Genomic DNA, 20,136 nt, shown 5'->3' with positions numbered 1-20,136 from the left:
TGGAAAAGTATGGAGAGCGGTTATTTCAGCCAGGTGCGGAAGAATTCTTCCAGCTTGTGGAAGGGGATGGCGTTCTTGCCGCCGCCGTCGTACAGGTCGGTGTGCACCGCGTCGGGGATGAGCAGCAGCTCCTTGTTCTCCGGGCAGGGGTTGCTCTGCATCATGGCGGCAAAGGCGTCCTTGCCCATGTAGCAGGAATGGGCCTTCTCCCCGTGCAGGATGAGCACGGCGCTGCGGATCTCGTGGCTGTACTGCAGGATGGGCTGGTTCAGAAAAGACATGCAGCCGATGATATTCCACCCGCCGTTGGAGTTCAGCGACCGGGCATGGTAGCCCCGGGGAGTCTTGTAGTAGTCGTAGTAGTCCTTCACAAAGAAGGGGGCATCCTCCGGCAGGGGGTCCACCACCCCGCCGCCCAGGGCGTAGGTGCCTGCCCGGTAGTCGGCGGTGCGCTGGGCGTTCAGGGCCTTGCGCTTTTCGTGGCGGGCGGGCTCGCTGTCCTCGGCGTCAAAGTAGCCCTTGGCGTTGATGCGGGCCATGTCGTACATGGTGGACACCACCGTGGCCTTCACCCGGGTGTCCAGGGCAGCGGTGTTCAGGGCCAGACCGCCCCAGCCGCAGATGCCGATGATGCCGATCTTCTCCGGGTCCACGTCCGCCCGGGTGCTCAGGCAGTCCACCGCCGCCTGGAAGTCCTCGGTGTTGATGTCCGGGGAGGCCATGTACCGGGGCTCGCCGCCGCTCTCCCCGGTGAAGGAAGGGTCAAAGGCCATGGTCAGGAACCCCCGCTCCGCCATGGTCTGGGCGTACAGGCCGGAGGCCTGTTCCTTCACCGCGCCGAAGGGCCCGCACACCGCCAGGGCCGCCAGTTTCCCTTCGGCATGTTTGGGGCGGTAGAGGTCCGCCGCCAGGGTGATGCCGTACCGGTTGTGAAAGGTGATCTTTTCGTGATCCACCTTGTCGCTTTTCGCAAAAGTCTTGTCCCATTCCCCGCTCAGATGCAGTTCTTCCATGGTATACCGTCCTTTCGGTTCCCGGCCGGGGATGCCCGGGGCAGCGTTTCCGCCCCGGGACCCGGCTTTCTGCTTCCAGTATACGACCCCGGCGGCGATATGTCTAATAGTTGTATTGCATACCATGGTATGCTTGCAAGGCATGCCGTTTTTTCAAGAAAACCGCCCCGGGCGGGGGGCCGTCCGGGGCGGGAAAATCCGTTACCGGTGCAGGTATTTCTGCAGCAGGCGCAGCAGCTCCCGCATGTCCAGGGGTTTGGCGATGTGGGCATTCATGCCGCAGGCCAGACATTTCTGGATGTCCTCGCTGAAAGCGTCGGCGGTCATGGCGATGATGGGAATGGTCCCGGCGTCGGGGCGGTCCAGGGCCCGGATGGCCCGGGTGGCCTCAAAGCCGTTCATCTCGGGCATGCGCAGGTCCATGAGGATCAGGGCGTAGGTGCCGGGGGCGGCGGCGGAGAACTTGTCCAGGCAGGCCTTGCCGTTCTCCGCCCAGTCCAGGGTGAAGCCCTGGGCGCTGAGCAGCTCGTTGGCGATCTCCCAGTTCAGTTCGTTGTCCTCCGCCACCAGCAGGTGCACGCCGGTAAAGTCCGGGGCGCTGTCCGGGGCGCCGGCTGCCCGGGCGCCGGACTCCTCCGCCTGGGCAAAGGGCAGCAGCCCGTGGTACAGGGTGGATTTGAAGAGGGGCTTGGCCAGAAATCCGGTGATGCCCGCAGCCCGGGCTTCCTGCTCGATGTCGCCCCAGTCGTAGGCGGAGATGAGCAGGATGGGCACCCCGTCCCCCACGGCGGCCCGCAGGCGGCGGGCGGTCTCGATGCCGTCCATGTGGGGCATCTTCCAGTCCAGCAGCACCACATGGTAGTCGTGTCCGGCCTTGTGGCGGGCTTCGGCCATGGCCACGGCCTCCTCGCCGCTGCCGGCGCACTCGGCCCGCACCCCGATCTGGCGCAGGCTTTCGGCGGCGGTGGTGCACAGCTGTTCGTCATCGTCCACCACCAGCATCTCCCAGGGCGGCAGCTGCAGGGGTTCGCCCTCGTCGGGGGCGATGCCCAGGTCCAGGGTCACATGGAAGGTGCTGCCCTTGTCCGGCTGGCTTTCCACCGTGATGGTGCCCTGCATCTCGTCCACGATGTACTTGGTGATGGCCATGCCCAGGCCGCTTCCCTCGGTGCGCTGCACCCGGCGGCTGTCCTCCCGGGCAAAGGAGTCGAAGATGCGCTTCTGGAATTCCTCCGACATGCCGATGCCGTTGTCCTTGACGATAAAGTGGGTGCGCACGAAGTCCTCCCCTTTGGGGGAAGGCTCCTGGGAGACGGTCAGGGTCACGGCCCCGCCCTCGGGGGTGAATTTCAGGGCGTTGGAAAGCAGGTTCAGCAGCACCTGGTTCAGGCGCACGCTGTCACAGTAAAGGGTCTCGTGGCCGATGTTCTGGATAAAGACGTCAAAGGTCTGCTTTTTGGTCTTGATCTGGGGCTGGAGGATGCTCACGATGCCGTCCACCGTTTCCCGCAGGCTGATGGCGTCAATGTTCAGGGTGAGCTTGCCGCTCTCGATCTTGGACATGTCCAGCACGTCGTTGATGAGTCCCAGAAGATGCTTGCTGGACAGGGAGATCTTGCGCAGGCAGGAGCGCACCCGGTCGGGGTCCTCCACGTTGGCGGCGGCAATGGCGGTCATGCCCACGATGGCGTTCATGGGGGTGCGGATGTCGTGGCTCATGTTGGAGAGGAATTCGCTCTTGGCGCGGCTGGCGTGTTCCGCCTCCCTCTGGGCCCGGGCCACCTCGGCCAGCTGGCGGCGGGACATGCGGAAGTAGAGGAAAAAGACCAGCAAAGTGGCGGCCAGCAGCAGCCCGCAGCCCACCAGGGTGCACATCAGCTGCCAGCTGCTCAGGTCGGCCACCGCCTCGTCCAGGGCGCCGTAGGGCATGACGGTGATGAGGTACCATTCGGAGTTGTTCAGGGGCGAGCAGTACACATGCCGCCGCTGGCCGTCGGTGACCATGGCGAAGCTGAACATCTGCCCGCCGGCAATGGCCTGCTTCAGTTCGGCCACCGCCTCCTGGGTGGTCATGCCGTCAAACCGGCTGTGGTTTTCCAGCCAGTCGAAATAGTTGTCCGCCTGGATCTCGTCGTTGTTTTTCAGCACAAAACGGCCGTTGGTCTCGATGATATGGGAAAAGATCAGGGTGTTGTCGATGCTCAGGGAGAGGGTATCGTTGATGGTGTCCAGGGGCACCCCGGCCAGCAGGGCGGTGCACTGGCTGCCGTCCGGCATGGGGTAGCCCTCGGACAGGGGATAGCCCACCGACACCCCGAAGAGCAGCAGACCTTCGCCGTCGGCGGTATCGGCCAGCACCACCTTGGGGTCGCCCCGGTTCAGGGAGGCCAGGAACTCGTCCTCCTCCCGGATGGTCACCGGCTCCCCGTAGAGCACATCCGCCTTGCCCTCGGTGTTGTACAGGGCCAGATATTCAAAATCCCGGGCCCGGGCGGCGGTGGACATGGACCGGATGACGGCCTCGTCGATGGTGTCCACCCTGGCGGGGGGCACCGCCAGGGTGATGCCCTCCACCTGGGCCAGCTGCATCTCCACCAGGGAATCAAAGTGCCGCTGCAGCTGGCCGTTGATCTCCTCCATGTACAGGTTGGCCACCTGGGTCAGGGTCTGGTCGCTGCGTTCCACCATGACCCGGGTAATGGTCCCGAACACCGCCACACACAAGGCGGCCAGACAGATCAGGCTGACCCACAGGAAGGTCAGAATCCGTTTTCTCGTCAAAACAAAATCCCCCCGCCGTTTTTCCAGAGTTATCTGGCACTATTATACTCCTTCCGGGGGCAAAATGGTAGCGTGCATCAAAAAGGCGGCCGTGTCCGCCATGGGACACGGCCGCCTTGCGAGAAGGGAAAGAGAAAGAAGAATAAGAGAATGGCATAAATAAGGGGGTCAGTCGCTCTTGATGGCCTCCAGGGCGGGCACCTGCACCGCCTTGTTGGCGGGGTAGTAGCCGGAGCCCAGCCCGATGAAGATGGAGAACACCACCGCGAAGAGGTAGAGCCAGGGCGGGATGACCGACACCCGGGTGATGCCCTCCCCGCCCAGGATGGCGGGCAGGAGGTTGCCCGGGTCGGGGCCCAGGGACACCAGGTTGATGATGAGGGAGATCACAAAGCTGATGACGCAGCCGATGATGCCCCCGATGAACCCGATGGCCCCGGCCTCGGCCAGGAAGAGCACCCGTATATCGTACACGTAACAGCCCAGGGACTTCATCACGCCGATCTCCTTGGTGCGTTCGGAGATGGACATGATCATGGTATTGGTGATGCCCAGGGCCGCCACGATCAGGGAGATGGCCCCCAGACCACCCAGCATGAGCTGTTTCTGGCGGGCTTCTTTTTCCATGGGTTTGCGGATGCTTTCCATGGATTCGGTGGAGTAGCCCAGATTCTTGATGGCGGTCTCCACCGGGTCCACCTGCTTGATGCCGCTGACCTTGACCAGGATGGAATCATAGGCGGAAGCGTTGGCGTTGGGGGTGGTGCGGCCGCCCCCGGCCCGCTTGAGCAGGGCCTGCAGGTCGGCCACGCTCATCATCACCCCGTCGGAGGTCTCGTAGCCTTTGGCGTTGTCCTCCTTCACGGCGCCCACCGGTTTCAGGGGCACTTTGAAAGTGCTGCCGTCGGCCCCGGTCACCTCCAGGGTCAGGGGCTGCTTCAGGGGGTCAAAGTAGGCGTCGGGGGGCGGCAGCAGCCGGCCGTCCTCGTCCATGCCGCTGTCCCACCGGTTGATGGTGTTGGCCCCTTCCGGGCGCAGGGTATCCCGGAAGTTGTAGGCAAAATACTGGCCCAGCGCCACCTCCCCCTGGGCGGCGGGGTAGTTGCCGTCGGTGAGCTGGTAGCCCATCTTGTCCATCTGGGCGGTGTCCAGTCCGGCCAGCATGGACCAGTCGGCCACATACCGGTTGCCCGGACCTGCCAGCAGCCGGCAGGTGTAGGCGTCAAACCCCAGCTTGGGGGTCACCCCCTCCACCCCGTCCAGCTCCCGGATGGTTTTCAGCAGCTTGTCGTCCAGCTTTTTCTTGCCGTGGCCTTTCTGGGGGGCGGTGACCGTGATGATGGTCAGGTCCCCCAGCTCGGCCAGCAGCTTTTCCTGGCTTTCTTTCATCCCGATGCCCAGAGACACCATGATGACGATGGAACAGCAGCCGATGAGCACACCCAGCACGGTCAGGATGGTGCGGGATTTGCGCCGCAGCAGGTTCTGCAGGCAGACCCGCAGCAGGTCTTCGTGTTTCATGGGTCAGTCCTCCTGGTCGTCGTCGTTCCAGGCGGTGTTGTCCCAGGCGCCGGTGCCCCAGTCGTCCGGGTCACGGGCCTTGTCCCAGTCGGAGCCTTCCTCCGTGTTGGCCAGGGCCCGGCGGCGGATCAGCACCACCGCCCCGGCAATCAGCCCGCCGGCGGGAATGACCAGCAGCACCGGCCAGGGGAACTTGAAGCCCTCCTCGGCTGCTTCGGGCACGTCCATGCCCAGGTCGGAATCGTCGGCGCCTTCGGCGGCGGTGAGCTCCACCGGGAACTCCAGGGTGCGGGATTCCAGGTTGGGGTCCTCATAGCTGACCTTCAGGGTCACCTTCACCGGGCCGGCCTGGTTGGGGGTCAGGGCAAAGCCGATGCTGCCGGTGGCCCCGGCGGCGATGTTGCCCACGAACTGGTTGCGGGCGGCCACGTCCACCCCGTCGCCCTCCACCACGGCTTCCACGTTGGAGACTTCGGTCTTGCCCCGGTTGACGTAGTTCAGGGTGAGGACGCATTCCTCGCCCACGGTGCAGCTTTCGGGCAGCAGGGGAGCATTGACCTGGAACCGGTCCTTCTGCACCACCGGCACGGCCACCTTCACCTCGGAGGAGGCGGCGGTGCGCTTGCCCCCGTCCACATACTCATACTTGAAGGAGACGGTCACCGCCTGGGCGCCGCTCTTGGCGGTGGGCAGGGCCTGCAGGGGCACGGTCTGGCTCTGCTCGGCCCGGGCGGCCACCGAATCGTAATAGAAGGTGCTGGTGCCGCCGTCCAGGGCGAAGTTCTCGCCCCCATCGATGCTGGCCACCACGTTTTCCACCTTCATCCGGCCCATGTTCTGGAACTTGAAGGAGAGGGTGAACCGGGACCCGGCGGCAATGTTGGAATCCCCGTAGCTGAAATCCCGGATGACGATGTTGGGGGTGGCGCTGTCGGTGCCGGGACCGGGGGTGACGGTGGGGGCGGCGGACAGGTTCAGCTTGTCGGAGGAGGTGGCCTGCAGCGTCTGGCCGGCACTCTCGTAGCCGTATTTCAGGTCCACCTGCAGGGACTGGGACCCGCTGGCGATCTCCTTGGCCGCCTGCACCCGCAGGGCCACGGTGGTGCTCTTGCCCGGTTCGATGTCCGGCAGCACCACGTTGCTCACGTCGTTGGCGATGAGCAGGGACTCGGAGGCGGAGAAGGAAGCCAGGGGCTTGATCATCTTGGTGCTGCCGGCGTTCTGGATGGTCACCACGATGTCGGCGGCCTCGTTGGCCCCCAGGGGCTTGGCCAGGGCCGACCGGGTGACCAGCACCGGCGGGGCGGCCTGTTCCTTGGGACCCGGGGTGGGTTCGAGGGTGGGCGCCGGGGTGGGGGCCACATACTCCTCCGCCTGGGTCACGGTGAGGGCCAGGGTCTGGGGATTGCCGCTGCCCTTGCGGGCGATGCTCAGCTTCAGGTCCCGGCCGGTGCCGCTGTAGGTCACCCCGGCGCAGGTCAGCTGCAGGGTCAGGGGCTCCTCTTCCTGGGAGAGCACCTCCACCGTGGGGGTGCAGGCGGAAAAGCTGTCCAGCAGCTTGCTGAAATCGTAGTCGCTCTGGACAAAATCCCGGGTGAGCAGGGCGGTGTCCTTCACGATGACGGACAGGTCGGTCTTGTCCCCCCGGCGGATCACATCCCGTCCGGCGGTGTAGTTCAGGGTCAGGAAGTTGGGGTCTGCGGGGGCGGGTTCCGCAGCGGCCCCGGCGGCGGGCGGTGCGGGCAGAGGGGCGGGCGCTTCCTCTGCAAAGGCGGGCAGGGCGGCCCCGGCGGTCAGGGTCAGGGCCAGCAGCAGGGCGGCGGTTTGGCGGGCAAACAACATGGAGCATCCTCCTTTTATCTTATGGGCGGCGCCGGGTCTCGTCGCTGACGATCTCCCCGTCAATGAGCCGCACGATGCGGTCGGCGTAGGCAGCCATCTCCGGGTCGTGGGTGACCAGGATGATGGTCTGGTGATAGCGGCGGGCAAAGGTGCAGATCATCTCCATGATCTCCACGGTGGTCTTGGAATCCAGGTTGCCGGTGGGTTCGTCCGCAAAGACCACGTCCGGCCGGGCGATGAAAGCCCGGGCAATGCCAGCGCGCTGCTGCTGGCCGCCGGACATCTGGCGGGGAAAGTGGTCCAGCCGGTGGGAAAGCCCCACCCGGCAGAGCATCTGGCGGGCGGCCTCCTCCCGCTCCTTGCGGGGCACCCCCCGGAACATCAGGGGCAGGGCCACGTTCTCGGTGGCGGTGAGGTTGGGCAGCAGGTTGTAGGCCTGGAACACAAAGCCGATGTGCCGCTGGCGGAAAGCCGCCAGCTGGTTTTCGTTCAGGCGGGAGATGGGCACCCCGCCGATGGACACCAGGCCCCGGGTGGGCTTTTCCATCCCGGCCAGCTGGTTCAGAAAGGTGCTCTTGCCCGAACCGGAGGTGCCGAAGATGCAGCAGATCTCCCCCCGCATGATGTTCAGGTCGATGTTTTTCAAAGCCACCACCGTCTCATCCCCCAAAGGGTACTCCTTGCGGATGGAGCGCACCTCGATGAGGGGGCGCTTTCGGGGGCAGGGATTGTTCATATGGTTCACCTCCGTCTGTCTTTCTGGGACTGAGTATACAGGGGCAACCTTGGTTCTTCCTCAAGGCAACCTTAAGATTTCTAAAGAAAGACAAAAAGCCGGGGCGGAAAAGCCATGGCTTTTCCGCCCCGGCAGGGCAGGCAGCAGAAAGATCAGGAAGGCAGGGGCAGCCGGATGAGAAAGGCGGCGCCCTCGCCGGGGTGGTTGTCCAGGGTGATGGTGCCCCCGTGGAGCTCCACCAGGCGGCGGGTGATGGAAAGTCCCAGCCCGCTGCCGCCCCCGGTGCGGGCGTCGCTGCCCACCACAAAGGGCTCAAAGATGGCGGCGGCCCGGTCGGGAGGGATACCCTCCCCGTTGTCCGCCACCGTCAGCACCGCCCACCCGGGTTCCACGGCCAGGGTCACGGTGAGCAGGGTGCCCAGACGGTTGTACCGCAGGGCGTTGCCGATCAGGTTGTCCAGCGCCCTGCCGAACTGGAAGGGGTCCAGGGAGCAGGGGCAGGGCGTTTCGGGGATGGACACTTCCAGGGTGAAGCCCGCCAGCTGGATGGTGTCGTACTGGTTGGCCAGGTATTCCCGCAGGTACTCGCACAGGTCCAGTTCCCGCCGCTGCAGCCCGAACTGGGGATGGTCCACCTTGCTGTATTCATGGAAGGCGTTGATCAGGCGGGTCAGGGCCTCGGTGCGGGTGCGGATGGCGGCCAGGTACCGCTCCTGCTCCGCCGGGGGCACCTTGCCGTCGGCCAGGGCGTCCACATACCCCGCAATGACGGTCACCGGGGTCTTCAGGTCGTGGGAGATGTTGGCGATCATCCGCTGCCGTTCCCGGTCCAGATGTTCCCGCTCCCGCTCGCTCTCGGCCAGCCGGGCGGAGAGCTCGTCCAGACTGCGGCCTATGCGCTGCAGCTCCTGTACCCCGCCGCAGTCGCCCACCGGCTGGGGGGTGCCCCGGGCCTGGGCGTCCAGGGCGGCCCGCAGCCGTTCCAGGGGCGGGCGGATCCGCCGTCCCAGCCGCCCGATGAAGAAGGCCAGGGCCAGGGCGTACAGGGGCAGGGCCGCCAGCCAGATGACCCAGCCCCGGTCGGACACCCGGGCCAGGGCTTCCTCGTTCAGGGGGGCCATGCAGAGCAGCACCACCCGCCCGTCGGCCAGGTCTGCCCGGTAGAGGGTGCCGTGGGCGGGGTAGGCCCCGGACAAAATGGCATACTCCCGGGGTGTGTAGGCGGTCTTGCCGGGGTTCAGCGCCCCGGACAGCACCTTGTAGTCGGCGTCCAGGGCCATATCCCCGGTGATCTCGGCGGTGCCGTCCTCCCGCAGGCGGGCGCGCAGCACCCGGTACCGCACCGGACCGCCCTCCGCCTCGGGAAAGGCTTCCAGGTATTCCCCGCCGTGGTAGTCGGCCACGCAGGCCAGCTCCCCGGCGGTCAGGGGGGCGGGGGCATCCCCGGCCCGGTAGAGCTCGGCGCCGGCGGCATCCAGCACCGCAAAGCCGTTGCCCGTCCCGTGGAGGTATCCGTCCAGCTCTTCGTACCGCCCCTGCTCCAGGGCAGGGTCCCACAGCAGGGCGTCCCAGTCCACCGGGGTCAGCAGCCGCTCGAACTGCCGGTCCCACACCCAGTAGATGCCGCCGGCCAACAGCAGCAGGACCAGGGTGAAGAGCAGATAGTTCTTCACCAGCAGGGAGAACAGCCGGTCTTCCTTACGCTTCAATCTTGTACCCCAATCCCCGGATGGTCACAATGTACCGCGGGTTCCTGGGGTCGTCCTCGATCTTTTCCCGCAGTTTGGAGATGTGCACCATCATGGTGTTGTCGTTGCTCTCAAAAAATTCCCCCGCAATGCCCTCGTACAGCTGGACCTTGGTAAAGATGCGCCCCGGCGCCCGCATGAGCTGGGCCAGGATCTTGTATTCGGTGGGGGTCAGGGCAATGGGCTGCCCCGCCTTGTACAGCTGCATGGCGGCGGTGTCCAGGGTCAGCTCGCCCACGGTCAGGGCCTCCCGGCGGGTGCCCCCCGCCCGACGCAGATGGGCCTTCAGCCGGGCCACCACCTCCATGGGGTTGAAGGGCTTGGCAATGTAATCGTCCGCCCCCAGGTTCAGCCCCAGGATCTTGTCGTTGTCCTGGCTCTTGGCGGACAGGATCAGGATGGGGATGTCGCTGGTGCGGCGCAGGGCCCGGGTCAGCTCGTACCCGTTCATCCGGGGCATCATCACGTCCAGGATGGCGGCGTCGGGGCACTGGGTCAGGGCGGCGGACAACGCTGCCTCCCCGTCGGCGGCTTCCAGCACGGTGTAGCCTTCACTTTCCAGGTACAGCCGCAGCAGGTTGCGGATGTCGGCGTCGTCCTCGGCAATCAGGATGGTGGCGGCCATGGTTTGGGCCTCCTCTCGTCATTTTTTTCAGCATACAACAGGGCGGCGGCCCCTGTCAAGGCAGGGTCACAGGGGGCGGAAGGAGGCCAGGACCAGGTAGACGGTGTCAAAGGCCAGCAGGACCCACAGCAGGGGCTGGCACCATACCTGCAGGCGGCCGGCGGCGGTCTGTGGTTCCCGGTCAGGGGCCCGCCGCCGCAGCCGGCGCAGGCCGCCCGCCGCTGCCAGGACCAGGGGCACCCCCACCAGCAGCAGGGAGGCCAGGGCCCCCGCCGTGCCGGCGCCCTGCAGCAGCTGCAGGACCACGGCCACCGTGTTGCCCGCCATATGCAGACCCACCGAGACCCCCAGCCCGTACCGCAGGGCGGCCCAGCCGTAGACCAGCCCGCACCAGAACGCCGAAAGGCCCTGGTACAGGTCGTGGTGGACCAGACCGAAGCAGAGGGCGGAGACCAGCACCGCCGTCCGGGCCCCGGCGGGACCCAGGCGGCGCATCAGGACGCCCCGGAAGACCAGCTCTTCCAGCAGCGGTCCCACCGCACAGATGTACAGTGCCACCGGCAGGGTCAGGGACTCATCGCCGCCGGGGGCGGGCAGGGCGGTCAGGCCCAGCGGCTTCCAGAGCAGTTCCAGCCGGGGCGACAGCAGGGAGAGCACCAGGTTGCCGGCAATGGCCAGACTCAGGAGAAACACCAGACTCTCCGCCCGGGGGCGCACCGCAGGCTGTGGCGGCGAGGGCATGCCGTCGGCGGCGGCCCAGACCAGGGGCACCGCCGAGGCCAGGACCCCGCACAGGAGCAGCACGGCGCCTTCCGGCAGCCCCAGCCGGGGCAGGACCCAGCGGTGGAGCAGGCCGAAGAGGATGCTGTAGCCCAGCAGGCTCAGCCACAGGTGGTTCAGGGCGGGGGATGAAGTACGCATGAAAGCCTCCTTGCGCGGACCGGCCGGCCCGCGTTGATTTTGGGCCATTGTACCATGGGCGCCCCGGCGGGTTTGTGAATAAACTGGAAATTTTGTTATTTTTTTGTAATATATCACGGAATAGGTCCGAAAAAAGGCGGGGTATCCCGCCGCGCAGGATCCCCGCCCTGTATCACATATCCAGCACCGACTGCCAGATCTCCTCAATGACCGGCACGCCCAGTTCCCGGTTTTCCCGGATGCTCTTCAGGGCCAGCTCCCCGGGATAAAAGACCTCGCCGCCTTCCCGCACCGGTTCGCTGCTCTTCACATCCGCCAGGATGGCGTCCACCAGGGCGTCGGTCTGCTCCCGGGTGTTGAAGCGGCCGGGGTCAATGGCGATCATCACCTGGGACAGGCCCACCTCATCCCCGAAGGTGCCGATCTGCTGCACCGAGTTGCCGTTGGTCAGCACGGTGGCGATAAGGTCCAGGGCGATGGAAAGGCCGCTGCCCTTCCAGTAGCCCATGGGCAGCACCCGCCAGGTCTTTTCGATCTCGGCGGGGTCGTTGGTCAGCTCTCCGGCCTCGTTGTAGCCGCCGGGAACCGGCAGCTTGACCCCCCGCAGGCGGCAGTCCTCGATCTTGCCGTAGCTGAACTGGCTCACGGCGCAGTCCAGCACGGCGTGCTCCCCGTTGGAGCGGGGAATGGCCATGACCAGGGGATTGTTGCCGATCTTCCGGTCCTTGCCGCCCCAGGCGGGCATGTTGGGCATGGTGTTGGACCAGCAGATGCCCACACAGCCCTGGTCCGCCGCCAGCCAGCCGTAGGTGCCGCCCCGCATCCAGTGGTTGTTGTTGCCCAGGGCCACCACCCCCACGCCGTTGGCCTTGGCCAGGGCACAGGCGCGGTCCATGGCACGTTTGGCGTTCAGCGGCCCGAAGCCCCGGTGCCCGTCCCAGCGCTCCATGGAACCGAACGCGGCCACACAGGTGGCCCGGGCGGCGGGGTCGATCTCGCCCTTGTCCAGGTAGCTCACCACCCGGGGAAACCGGTTCAGGCCATGGCTGTACACCCCGGCCAGACTGTTCTGGGCAAAGATGACAGCGGCATCCCGGGCGTCATCGGGGGTGAATCCTTTCTTTTCCAGCACGCGGGCAAACTGGGACACCATGGTTTCATAGGGCACACGTTTCATGGGGGCATCTCCTTTTTTCAGCGAAAATTCTTATGGGAAATTGTAAGCGCTTTCTTACAACCCGATTATAGCACCTGCGCCGCATAAGTCAAGCCGAGGCAGGGAAGAGAAGGAAAATTCGGAGATTTTCACAAAAACCCGGGACCGGTCTTGTGGGGGCGGAACGGCAGGGAAAAGAAACCGCTTACATTCCGCCGCCGGAAAAACGGCGCCGGCAGCGGCGCCGCAGGAAGGCGGTCTGTTCAGCTGGTGCGGCCCGGTACCAGCTCGGGCTGCACCGTCACCGAGGTGCCGGGGCCGCCCTGTTCCATGCTGCTTTCCAGCAGCTGTACGCAGAGCAGGGCCACCTGGTCCCCCTTGTTGTCCACCGTGGTCAGCACCGGCTCACACAGGCGGGCGTAGTCGGAACGGTTGTAGCCGGTCACGGCGATGCGCTCCGGCACCGGGATGTGGGCCCGCAGCAGGGTCTTCAGCACCCCGGCGGCGATCAGGTCCTCCCCGCAGACGATGCCGTCGCAGGGCTGGCCGCTTTCCAGGATGTGGCGGGCCGCGGCCATGCCGTCCTCCAGCGTGTCCCCGATCTCCAGGACGCGGCCGGCCGGGTCCTGGCCGGCCTGTTCCAGGGCCTGCACAAAACCGTCCCGCTTCCGGTCGGCGCTGTCGGTGGATTTGTCCTTGAGGTAAAACAGGGCGCGGCGGCCCCGGGCAAGCAGATGCTCCACCGCCAGCCCGATGCCCCGGCCATCGTCCACCAGCACCGAGCAGGCGTTGGGCAGCGGCAGGGCCCCGTTGGCCAGCACCACCGGGACCTTGCCCAGCAGGGCGGTCATCTCGGCGCCGCGGCAGATGGTGTTGAACACCGACCCCACCAGCACGATGCCGTCCACCTGTTTCCGGGCCACGGCGCGCAGATACCGCAGGGCTTCCTCCCGGTCGCCGCCGGTGTTGCACAGGATGACCTCATACCCACGGCGGCTGAATTCCCGCTCGATGGTATAGGCCGTGCGGGCATAGTGGGGAACCCGGATGTCCACGGTGAGCACCGCCACCGTCCGCAGGGATTTGCTCACCATGCCCCGGGCAATGGCGCTGGGGGTGTAATGGTTGGCCGCCAGCACCCGTTCCACCCGGGCCCGGGTGGCGGGGCTGACCGTACCTTTGTTGTTGAGCACCCGGGAAACGGTGGCAATGGACACACCGGCCTCCCGGGCAATGTCGTAGATATTCATGAAGCAACACTCCGCCGCACAGATGGGGACGGCGCCGCCGTCCCGGAATGAGGATGTAAGGCCTTACAGCTGCCTCAAGCATACCCTGCAAAGGGGATATTTGTCAACCGCGGGGCCGGTTCTGTCGGTGTTTCCTGTTATACGGCCCGGGTCCCGGCAATGGCGGAGCCCCCCGGCCGCCGCCGGAAGGCGGCGGGACCGGGGGGCTCCTTTTCTTTTTATCGGCGGGGAGAGAGGGGAGCCGGGGCGAACCGGCTCTGCACCACGATGCGGTCCACCGTGACCCCCGGGGCGCTGACTGACACCTGCACATACAGGCAGACGCCCGGGGCGTCCCAGCCCAGATGGCAGGGACGCAGGACAAACCAGAAGCGGGGACGGACCTGCTGCTTGCTCCGGGCAAACCGGAGACGATAACTCAGGGGAACCAGCTGCGCCGTCAGGCGGGGACTCTTGCTGATGCAGCGGCAGACGCCGTACACCAGAGATTCGGACAGGAACGGACAGGGAACATGCAGTTCCGGGGTCAGGGGCGGACGGCCTTTGCGTCCCTTCTTGGCCTTGATCTCGGGACGGGGGGAGAGCTGGCAGGCCAGCTGACGGCTGTCATATTCGGTTTTCAGCACAAACACCATAGGGCAAAACCTCCTTGAAGAACGAAAAAAGACGAATGGTTACACCTGTCCCGTGGACAGAGTAAGCAACATTCGTCTCAATGAATTACAATTACATTGTCAGCGCACAACTCGTTCTTCAAGCTGGCTACACTATTATTATATCACAGACCCGGTGCGGTGTAAAGAACGGAAGAAAAAATTCCCCCCGAAAAAGGCGGTCAGCGGCGCCGGGGGCCGGCGGCCAGGGCCAGCACCAGGCTCAGGGTCAGCACGGCGGCGGCCAGCAGGGTGCAGGCAATGGAACCGGCGATCTCCCCTTCGCCGAACCGCACCCACAGGCCCCCGCCGCAGACCAATGCCGTCAGGATCGCCCCCCACGCAAGATACCGTCCTTTCCGGGCAGGGGTTTTCAGGTCGGTTTTCGTATGGCTCATATCGGTCATACTCCCTTCGGTCATTTCGGTCCCTTCCGGGGAACCATCTGTATTGTAGCGCGCCGCGGTTTTTCCCTCCACCACAAAACCGTAAAAGTCAGGTGAATTTTCGGTAAAGCCGCTCCCCCGCGCCGCAGAACGAAAAAATCCCCCGGATGGGCCGCACATCTTGTCCGATGGGAAAGGCGGCAGTATAATAGGCATAAATCATCACACCAGAAAGGGGTCATGGATTATGGAACAGGATCTTCCGGAAAACCGCCTGGAAGAACAGCTGCAGGCATCGCTGGAAATGAGCGCTGCCGAGTTCCGGGACTCCCTGCGCACCAACGCCTCCGTCCTGGTCCTGGGCCAGAAATACCAGACGGCCTGCTTCGGCAAGGAGTACTTCCTGCAGGCGGCCGGACGGGAACTGGCACCCGGAGCGGATTCGGCCGCGCAGGACTATACCCAGCTGTGGAAGCAGATCGCAGCCAAAAAGAAGCTGCTGTACGGGGAAACGGAGTTTGCCCCTCTCTCTCCCGAACAGTGCAAGGCCTGGGAGCCCATCACGGACCAGGCCTGCGAGGCCCTGAAGCGGGAAGCCGCGCCGGCCATGGAACGCACCAACCGGATGCTGCGCGCCGGCTGGCGGCTGGTGGCCACCACCGCCCCGGAGACCATGCTGCGGACCATCCCCAACAGCCCCTTCTCGCCCAAAAAGACGGTGCTGCACACCAACGTGCCCCTGCCCCAGACCTTCCGGGCCACCTCCCTGTCCCTGCTGCAGATGTTCACCCCGGGCGAAGGGCTGAACCTGAGCTTTGAGGAGCCGGATCTGGTGTGGGAATCGGAGGGCAGGGCCACCACCACCCTGGCCGAAGCCCTGCGTCGGGCCATCCCGTACAGCGGGTATCTGGTGCTGGATGGCTGGGACCCTGCCGGGGACTGGTTCGGCGCCGAGGACCTGATCCGCATCATGCAGGGACTGATGTACGACGACGGCCGGGACCAGATCCGGGTGCTCTGCTTCGGCATGGATGAGGCGGCGGCCGGCCGGGCCTTTGCCAGCATCGACCGGACCAAGCGCCGGCTGCTCTCCCGGATCCTCTTCCTGGACGGCCACCTGGCCGACCTGTTCCCGGAGGAGGCCGAACCGGCCGAACTCCCCCAGCTGGGCGAGGATTTCTATCATCTCCATCTGATGCCGGTGCAGGGACGGGAACACCCGCTGGACATCACCATTCCGGTGAAGGAATGGGAAAAAATGCCCTTTGCCAGCAAGGCCAGCCTGCTTCCCCTGGAGCCCACGCCCCAGAGCAGCGCCTTGCCCATGGACCGGGAGACCCAGATGACCGCCTTCCTGGCGCAGGACGGCAATGTTCCGGTGTGGGATGATTTCGACAACTGCTACTTTGAGCGGGACCAGTACGCCCTTTTGCGGGACAAGGTCCAGAAATCCCTGCGGGTCAGCGGACAGCGCACGGATTTCCTGCTGCTCAAGGGTCCGGCCTGCAGCGGCAAGACGGTGATGCTGGGCCGGCTGGCCCTGGACGTTTCGGTGAACTATCCCACCATCTACCTGGGGCCGTCCGCCCTTCCCCGGGACGAGGAGGGGGACGACGGCGTCTACGCCCGTCTGGCCACCTTCATCCTGGAATGGCTGACCAAGGCCATGAGCGCCCGACGGTTCAACCGCAAGCGGGTGCTGGTGATCTGGGACGGCGGCTTTTATGAGTCCGAAGCCCGGGGCATCTACTATCGCCTGCGCCGTCAGCTGCAGCGCTCGGTGGAGTTCCTGCTGGTGGGCAGCGCCTACGCCAAACCCCGCAGCAGCAACAGCGCCTTTGAGGATGAGGTCGTCCTGGCGCCGGAACTTTCCACCACCGAGCAGGAAAATCTGTTTGCAAAGCTGCACCAGAACCTGGGGCTGGACATCGTCCAGTTCCGCAAGGCCCTGCTGCCGGAGGACAGCGCCGGCGGCCGCCGGCAGCGGAACACCACGGAGGAAAACACCCTGCTGAGTGTTCTGAGCCACCTGTTCCACGGCGTCAACGAGGACATTTCCCAGCGTCTGGCCCAGGGCCCCATCCGGGAGAACCAGGCCGCCCGGATCGCCCTGCAGAAAGCGCTGGACCACAACCTGGAAGAACTGGAGGAGGCCCGCCATGACGGCGCCCTGGTCACGGCCCTGAAAGCCTACGACTGCGACTGGGACTCGGACGCCATGCGGGAACGCATCACCCGCTGCGCCGGCCTGCTGGACGACATCCTGGCGGTGGCCGGTTCCTGGCGGCAGTCCCTGCATTTCGAGCTGGTCTTCCGGGTCATGGAAGACCTGTACCGGGAGCGGTTCCATGAGCCTCTGGGCAATCTGGGCCGCTGGCAGGAACTGCTCAACGCCCTGCTGGATTACAGCCCCATGATCCACTGGGACGGCGAGGATTCCTCCACCTGGGTGCTGCGGTACCGCTCCGCCCTGGAAGCCCGCATGTTCCTGAAATCCAAATACCCCCGCCAGCTGGAGACCGAGGAGGACGCCCGACAGGCGGCGGTGGTGTCCGAAGGCACTGTCCTGGGCATGGCCAAACGCACCATCTACTGCTACCGCGGTCAGGGCGGTGCGGTGCTGCGGGACCAGGTGGCTGTGGAGATCCTGTGCAGCGTGCTGAAGAACGGGCGGCTGAACGAGGGCAACAACGAGTTTGCCTACGAGGCCCTGCACCTGGCCGACTGTTTCGGCCCCAATGCCGAGGGGGAGACGGTGGCCGCCTGGTGGCATCCCTACATCGCCCAGAACCTGGTCCGGCACGGGTCGGAAAATGTGGCGGCCCTGCAGAAGGCGGCCTTCCTGCTGCGCCACTATGACTGGGACGAGAGCTGCGAGACCGCCATGCGGGAAGGCCGGCCCATGGACGCCGAACATTATGACAGACAGCTGGAGGTCTACCAGATCCTGGAAAAGGCCATCCGGCTCATCGAAAAGGACCATGTGCAGGTGAGCCCGCGGCAGCAGATCCAGCTGTATACCGAATGGTGCTGCAACCGCCGCTTCATCTACTGCCCCCATGCGCCCTTTGTGGGGAACCTGCCGGAGGAGGAGCGCCTGCTGGTGGAGCAGCGCCTGGAATATGGCGAACAGCTCATGCAGGAAGTGGAGGATGTGATCCGCAGCAAGCTGTTCCCCCTGGCGGCCATCACCGACGAATACGGCAACCGGCATATCGTCAACATCTATAATGACATGCTGGTGGCCACCGCGCGGGTCTACTGGCAGCAGAAGCCGCAGGATCTGCGCCCGCTGGCCGATCATATGAACTTCTACTGGCAGTATATCCTCTTCGGCCTGATGGACCTGGGCGCCCTCATCGACGACCAGAAGAACAGCCAGCTGAGCAAGATCAACGAGATCCTGGACACCTGGCGCAAACTCAGCCAGGGGACCCAGTGGGAGGCCGGCGCCAACCAGTACTACAAACAGCAGGACCTGAACCTGTACCAGACGGACCCGGGCAGCTGGTGGACCAACCGGATTACCTCCCTGTGGCATGAGTCCCTGCCGGATCAGGCACCGGAGGCGGACCGGACCAACTGGCTCAAGGACAACCTGTACCTGCGCTCGCTGGAATTCCGCAAGGAAGAGGATTCCAGCACCCTGTCCCCCCAGGAGCGGCAGCTGGTCCGGCACATCGTGGATGTGATGGAGGGCCGGCAGCCCGACGGGAAGGAACCCCTCCTGCGCCTGCCGGACGGCAGGCCGGCCACGGGCTGCCAGGATATCTTCACCGGCTATATGGACAACCACCTGCGGCTGCAGGAATACTATGTGCGGGCCAAGTGGATGGCCGAGACCAACTTCTTCCCCTACACCGACACCGCACCGGTCTGCCTGAACCAGCCCTACTGGAAAACCATTGAGCAGGTCTGCAACAACTACTGTGAGCAGGGGGCCGGCTATGCCAACGACTTCTTCCTGTATTATCTGCGGGCGGTGCTCCGGTGGGTGAACAGCCGGGACAGCTGGGACGTGCAGCGGCGCCGCCAGCCGGAAATGTTCCGCGCCTGCGCCGGTCACCTGCGGATGCCCCGCAACGGCCGCTACAGCACCAGCTACCTGCTGCTGTGCTGGTCCAACGGCAAGCCCGTCCGGGTGCGCTGCACCGTGGACCTGGACGAAAAATCCGGCAAGATCAACGACGTGCTGGAACCCAATCTTTCCCAGGTGACCAAACAGGAACACCTGCAGGTGTCCCAGCAGCTGATCCACAAATACATCTATGTGGCGGAAGCCGTTCTGGACGTGGGCCAGACCAGCGGCAACAACTATGTGTTCGGCATCCGCTTCAACCGGGAAGGTCCCCTGGCCGCTCCTGTCACAAGGGAGGGCTGAGCAATGGAAACAAAAGTCAAAAAAGGCCGGAACCATAAACAACAGCGGGAAGAACGGATGCAGCAGCGGCAGCAGAACCTGGCCCGCCCCCAGCCGCCGGCAGGAACGATGTTCCCGGTGCCCCGGCTCTGCCGGCGGGAATCTCTGCTGGACCTGTGCCGGATCTTTTACCAGAAGACCGGCGTGGACTTGTTCATCGACATACCGGGCAATGTGGAGATCGGCCCCCGGGATGACCAGGTCCTCGTCCTCCCCGGCCAGGAGGCACAGTTCCTGGGCAGTCAGCTGAACCAGCTGTACGCGGTCTGTTTCAACGCGACCATGAAAAACGCGTCCCGGACGGGACGGGACAAGAGCGGCAGCACCCCGGGCACCCTGGATATCCTGCTGGAACTGGCCGACACGGAAAAGCGGAAAGAGCTGGCCGGATTCCTGGCTTTCATCAACTATGCCCGCCAGTTCTTCTGTCACTATTCCTATCTCTGGCCCATGGCGGTGTCCGGGAAGGACATCTCCCTGCTGCGCAACTACCTGGAGATCCACTGCGACCCGGAACTGAAGGCGGATGGGGTGCTCAAGGGAATGGAAGAGTACACCGACGAAAATGTCTGGCTGCGGTTCCAGAAATCCATCCTCCGCAGCGCCGAGGACCTGTACGACTGGCTGGCCGATCTGGCTGAAGCCCACGGGGAGGACCCGGAGCAAGCGCCCTGGAAGGCGGAGATCTCCCTGCTGTACCTGCCCCGCACCATGAACGACCAGATGCGCCGGAACTGGAACGCCCCCATCAACTGGTGGTGGAAAAAGACGCTGCTCAGCCTGCGCCGGAGCGACAAGGAAACCTTTGATTACGTGAAGCTCGTGGATGACATCACCGGGAACATCCAGCACCGGGAGAACGGCAAACCCCATTACAGTGTGGCGTTCGTCCCGCTGCAGACCCAGATCTACCAGTGGGCGGAGCAGAAACTGCGTTCGTGGCTCCACAACACCTCCCGGTGCAATAATGCCGCCGGCAAGGGCTTCCGCCGCAAGAGCTATCTGTGAATACAGATGCGGCCGGGTCAGACGGACCATGGCCACGTCCCTTTCATAACCAAAAAAATCCCCCGGACAAAACCTG

The 20,136-nt window shown here is 64.9% G+C and carries 14 protein-coding genes; 2 read left to right on the top strand and 12 right to left on the bottom strand.

Features of this window, described 5'->3' with window-relative positions; genetic code table 11:
* Window positions 1–20 precede the first annotated feature (20 nt).
* The 12 genes from Q0K17_RS06155 to Q0K17_RS06100 form a co-directional block, all read right to left on the bottom strand.
* Entirely contained in the window at window positions 21–1,013 is a 993-nt protein-coding gene (locus Q0K17_RS06155; RefSeq protein WP_294540998.1) for an alpha/beta hydrolase, read from the bottom strand.
* 201 nt (window positions 1,014–1,214) lie between these two features.
* Window positions 1,215–3,794: a response regulator gene (locus Q0K17_RS06150; protein ID WP_294540996.1), complete on the bottom strand. Its 2,580-nt coding sequence runs from the start codon at window positions 3,792–3,794 to the stop codon at window positions 1,215–1,217.
* A gap of 168 nt (window positions 3,795–3,962) precedes the next feature.
* Window positions 3,963–5,315 (bottom strand): ABC transporter permease, encoded by a 1,353-nt coding sequence (locus Q0K17_RS06145; RefSeq protein WP_294540995.1) that lies wholly within the window; start codon window positions 5,313–5,315, stop codon window positions 3,963–3,965.
* 3 nt (window positions 5,316–5,318) lie between these two features.
* Window positions 5,319–7,157 (bottom strand): hypothetical protein, encoded by a 1,839-nt coding sequence (locus tag Q0K17_RS06140; RefSeq protein WP_294540992.1) that lies wholly within the window; start codon window positions 7,155–7,157, stop codon window positions 5,319–5,321.
* Between the two features lie 19 nt (window positions 7,158–7,176).
* Window positions 7,177–7,893 (bottom strand): ABC transporter ATP-binding protein, encoded by a 717-nt coding sequence (locus Q0K17_RS06135; RefSeq protein WP_294540990.1) that lies wholly within the window; start codon window positions 7,891–7,893, stop codon window positions 7,177–7,179.
* 152 nt (window positions 7,894–8,045) lie between these two features.
* Window positions 8,046–9,602 (bottom strand): HAMP domain-containing sensor histidine kinase, encoded by a 1,557-nt coding sequence (locus Q0K17_RS06130; protein WP_294540988.1) that lies wholly within the window; start codon window positions 9,600–9,602, stop codon window positions 8,046–8,048.
* Window positions 9,592–10,266, bottom strand: a complete 675-nt coding sequence (locus tag Q0K17_RS06125) for a response regulator transcription factor (protein ID WP_294540986.1) — start codon at window positions 10,264–10,266, stop codon at window positions 9,592–9,594. The genes Q0K17_RS06130 and Q0K17_RS06125 overlap by 11 nt, the downstream gene beginning before the upstream one ends.
* A gap of 66 nt (window positions 10,267–10,332) precedes the next feature.
* Window positions 10,333–11,187, bottom strand: coding sequence for a type II CAAX endopeptidase family protein (locus Q0K17_RS06120; RefSeq protein ID WP_294540984.1), 855 nt, complete (start codon window positions 11,185–11,187; stop codon window positions 10,333–10,335).
* Window positions 11,188–11,359: 172 nt separating this feature from the next.
* The gene (yiaK, locus tag Q0K17_RS06115) at window positions 11,360–12,364 is read right to left on the bottom strand and encodes a 3-dehydro-L-gulonate 2-dehydrogenase (protein ID WP_294540982.1); all 1,005 of its coding nucleotides are present in this window, start codon (window positions 12,362–12,364) and stop codon (window positions 11,360–11,362) included.
* 242 nt (window positions 12,365–12,606) lie between these two features.
* On the bottom strand, window positions 12,607–13,593 hold the full coding sequence (locus Q0K17_RS06110) for a LacI family DNA-binding transcriptional regulator (protein WP_294540980.1): 987 nt from the start codon (window positions 13,591–13,593) through the stop codon (window positions 12,607–12,609).
* A gap of 218 nt (window positions 13,594–13,811) precedes the next feature.
* Window positions 13,812–14,228, bottom strand: a complete 417-nt coding sequence (locus tag Q0K17_RS06105) for a hypothetical protein (protein ID WP_294540978.1) — start codon at window positions 14,226–14,228, stop codon at window positions 13,812–13,814.
* A 200-nt stretch (window positions 14,229–14,428) separates the two neighbouring features.
* The gene (locus tag Q0K17_RS06100; protein WP_294540976.1) at window positions 14,429–14,644 is read right to left on the bottom strand and encodes a hypothetical protein; all 216 of its coding nucleotides are present in this window, start codon (window positions 14,642–14,644) and stop codon (window positions 14,429–14,431) included.
* Between the two features lie 235 nt (window positions 14,645–14,879).
* On the opposite strand from Q0K17_RS06100, the gene Q0K17_RS06095 reads away from it, so the two are divergent.
* Together Q0K17_RS06095 and Q0K17_RS06090 are read left to right on the top strand one after the other, a co-directional pair.
* Window positions 14,880–19,013, top strand: a complete 4,134-nt coding sequence (locus Q0K17_RS06095) for a hypothetical protein (RefSeq protein WP_294540974.1) — start codon at window positions 14,880–14,882, stop codon at window positions 19,011–19,013.
* Window positions 19,014–19,016: 3 nt separating this feature from the next.
* A complete protein-coding gene (locus Q0K17_RS06090) occupies window positions 19,017–20,060 on the top strand; it encodes a hypothetical protein (protein ID WP_294540972.1) in 1,044 nt (347 codons plus the stop codon).
* Window positions 20,061–20,136: the final 76 nt, after the last annotated feature.

This window comes from uncultured Gemmiger sp., assembly GCA_944388105.1.
Taxonomy (GTDB): Bacteria; Bacillota; Clostridia; order Oscillospirales; family Ruminococcaceae; genus Gemmiger.
The sequence above is the reverse complement of the archived record's forward strand: the minus strand, read 5'-3'. Positions and strand labels throughout refer to the sequence as shown.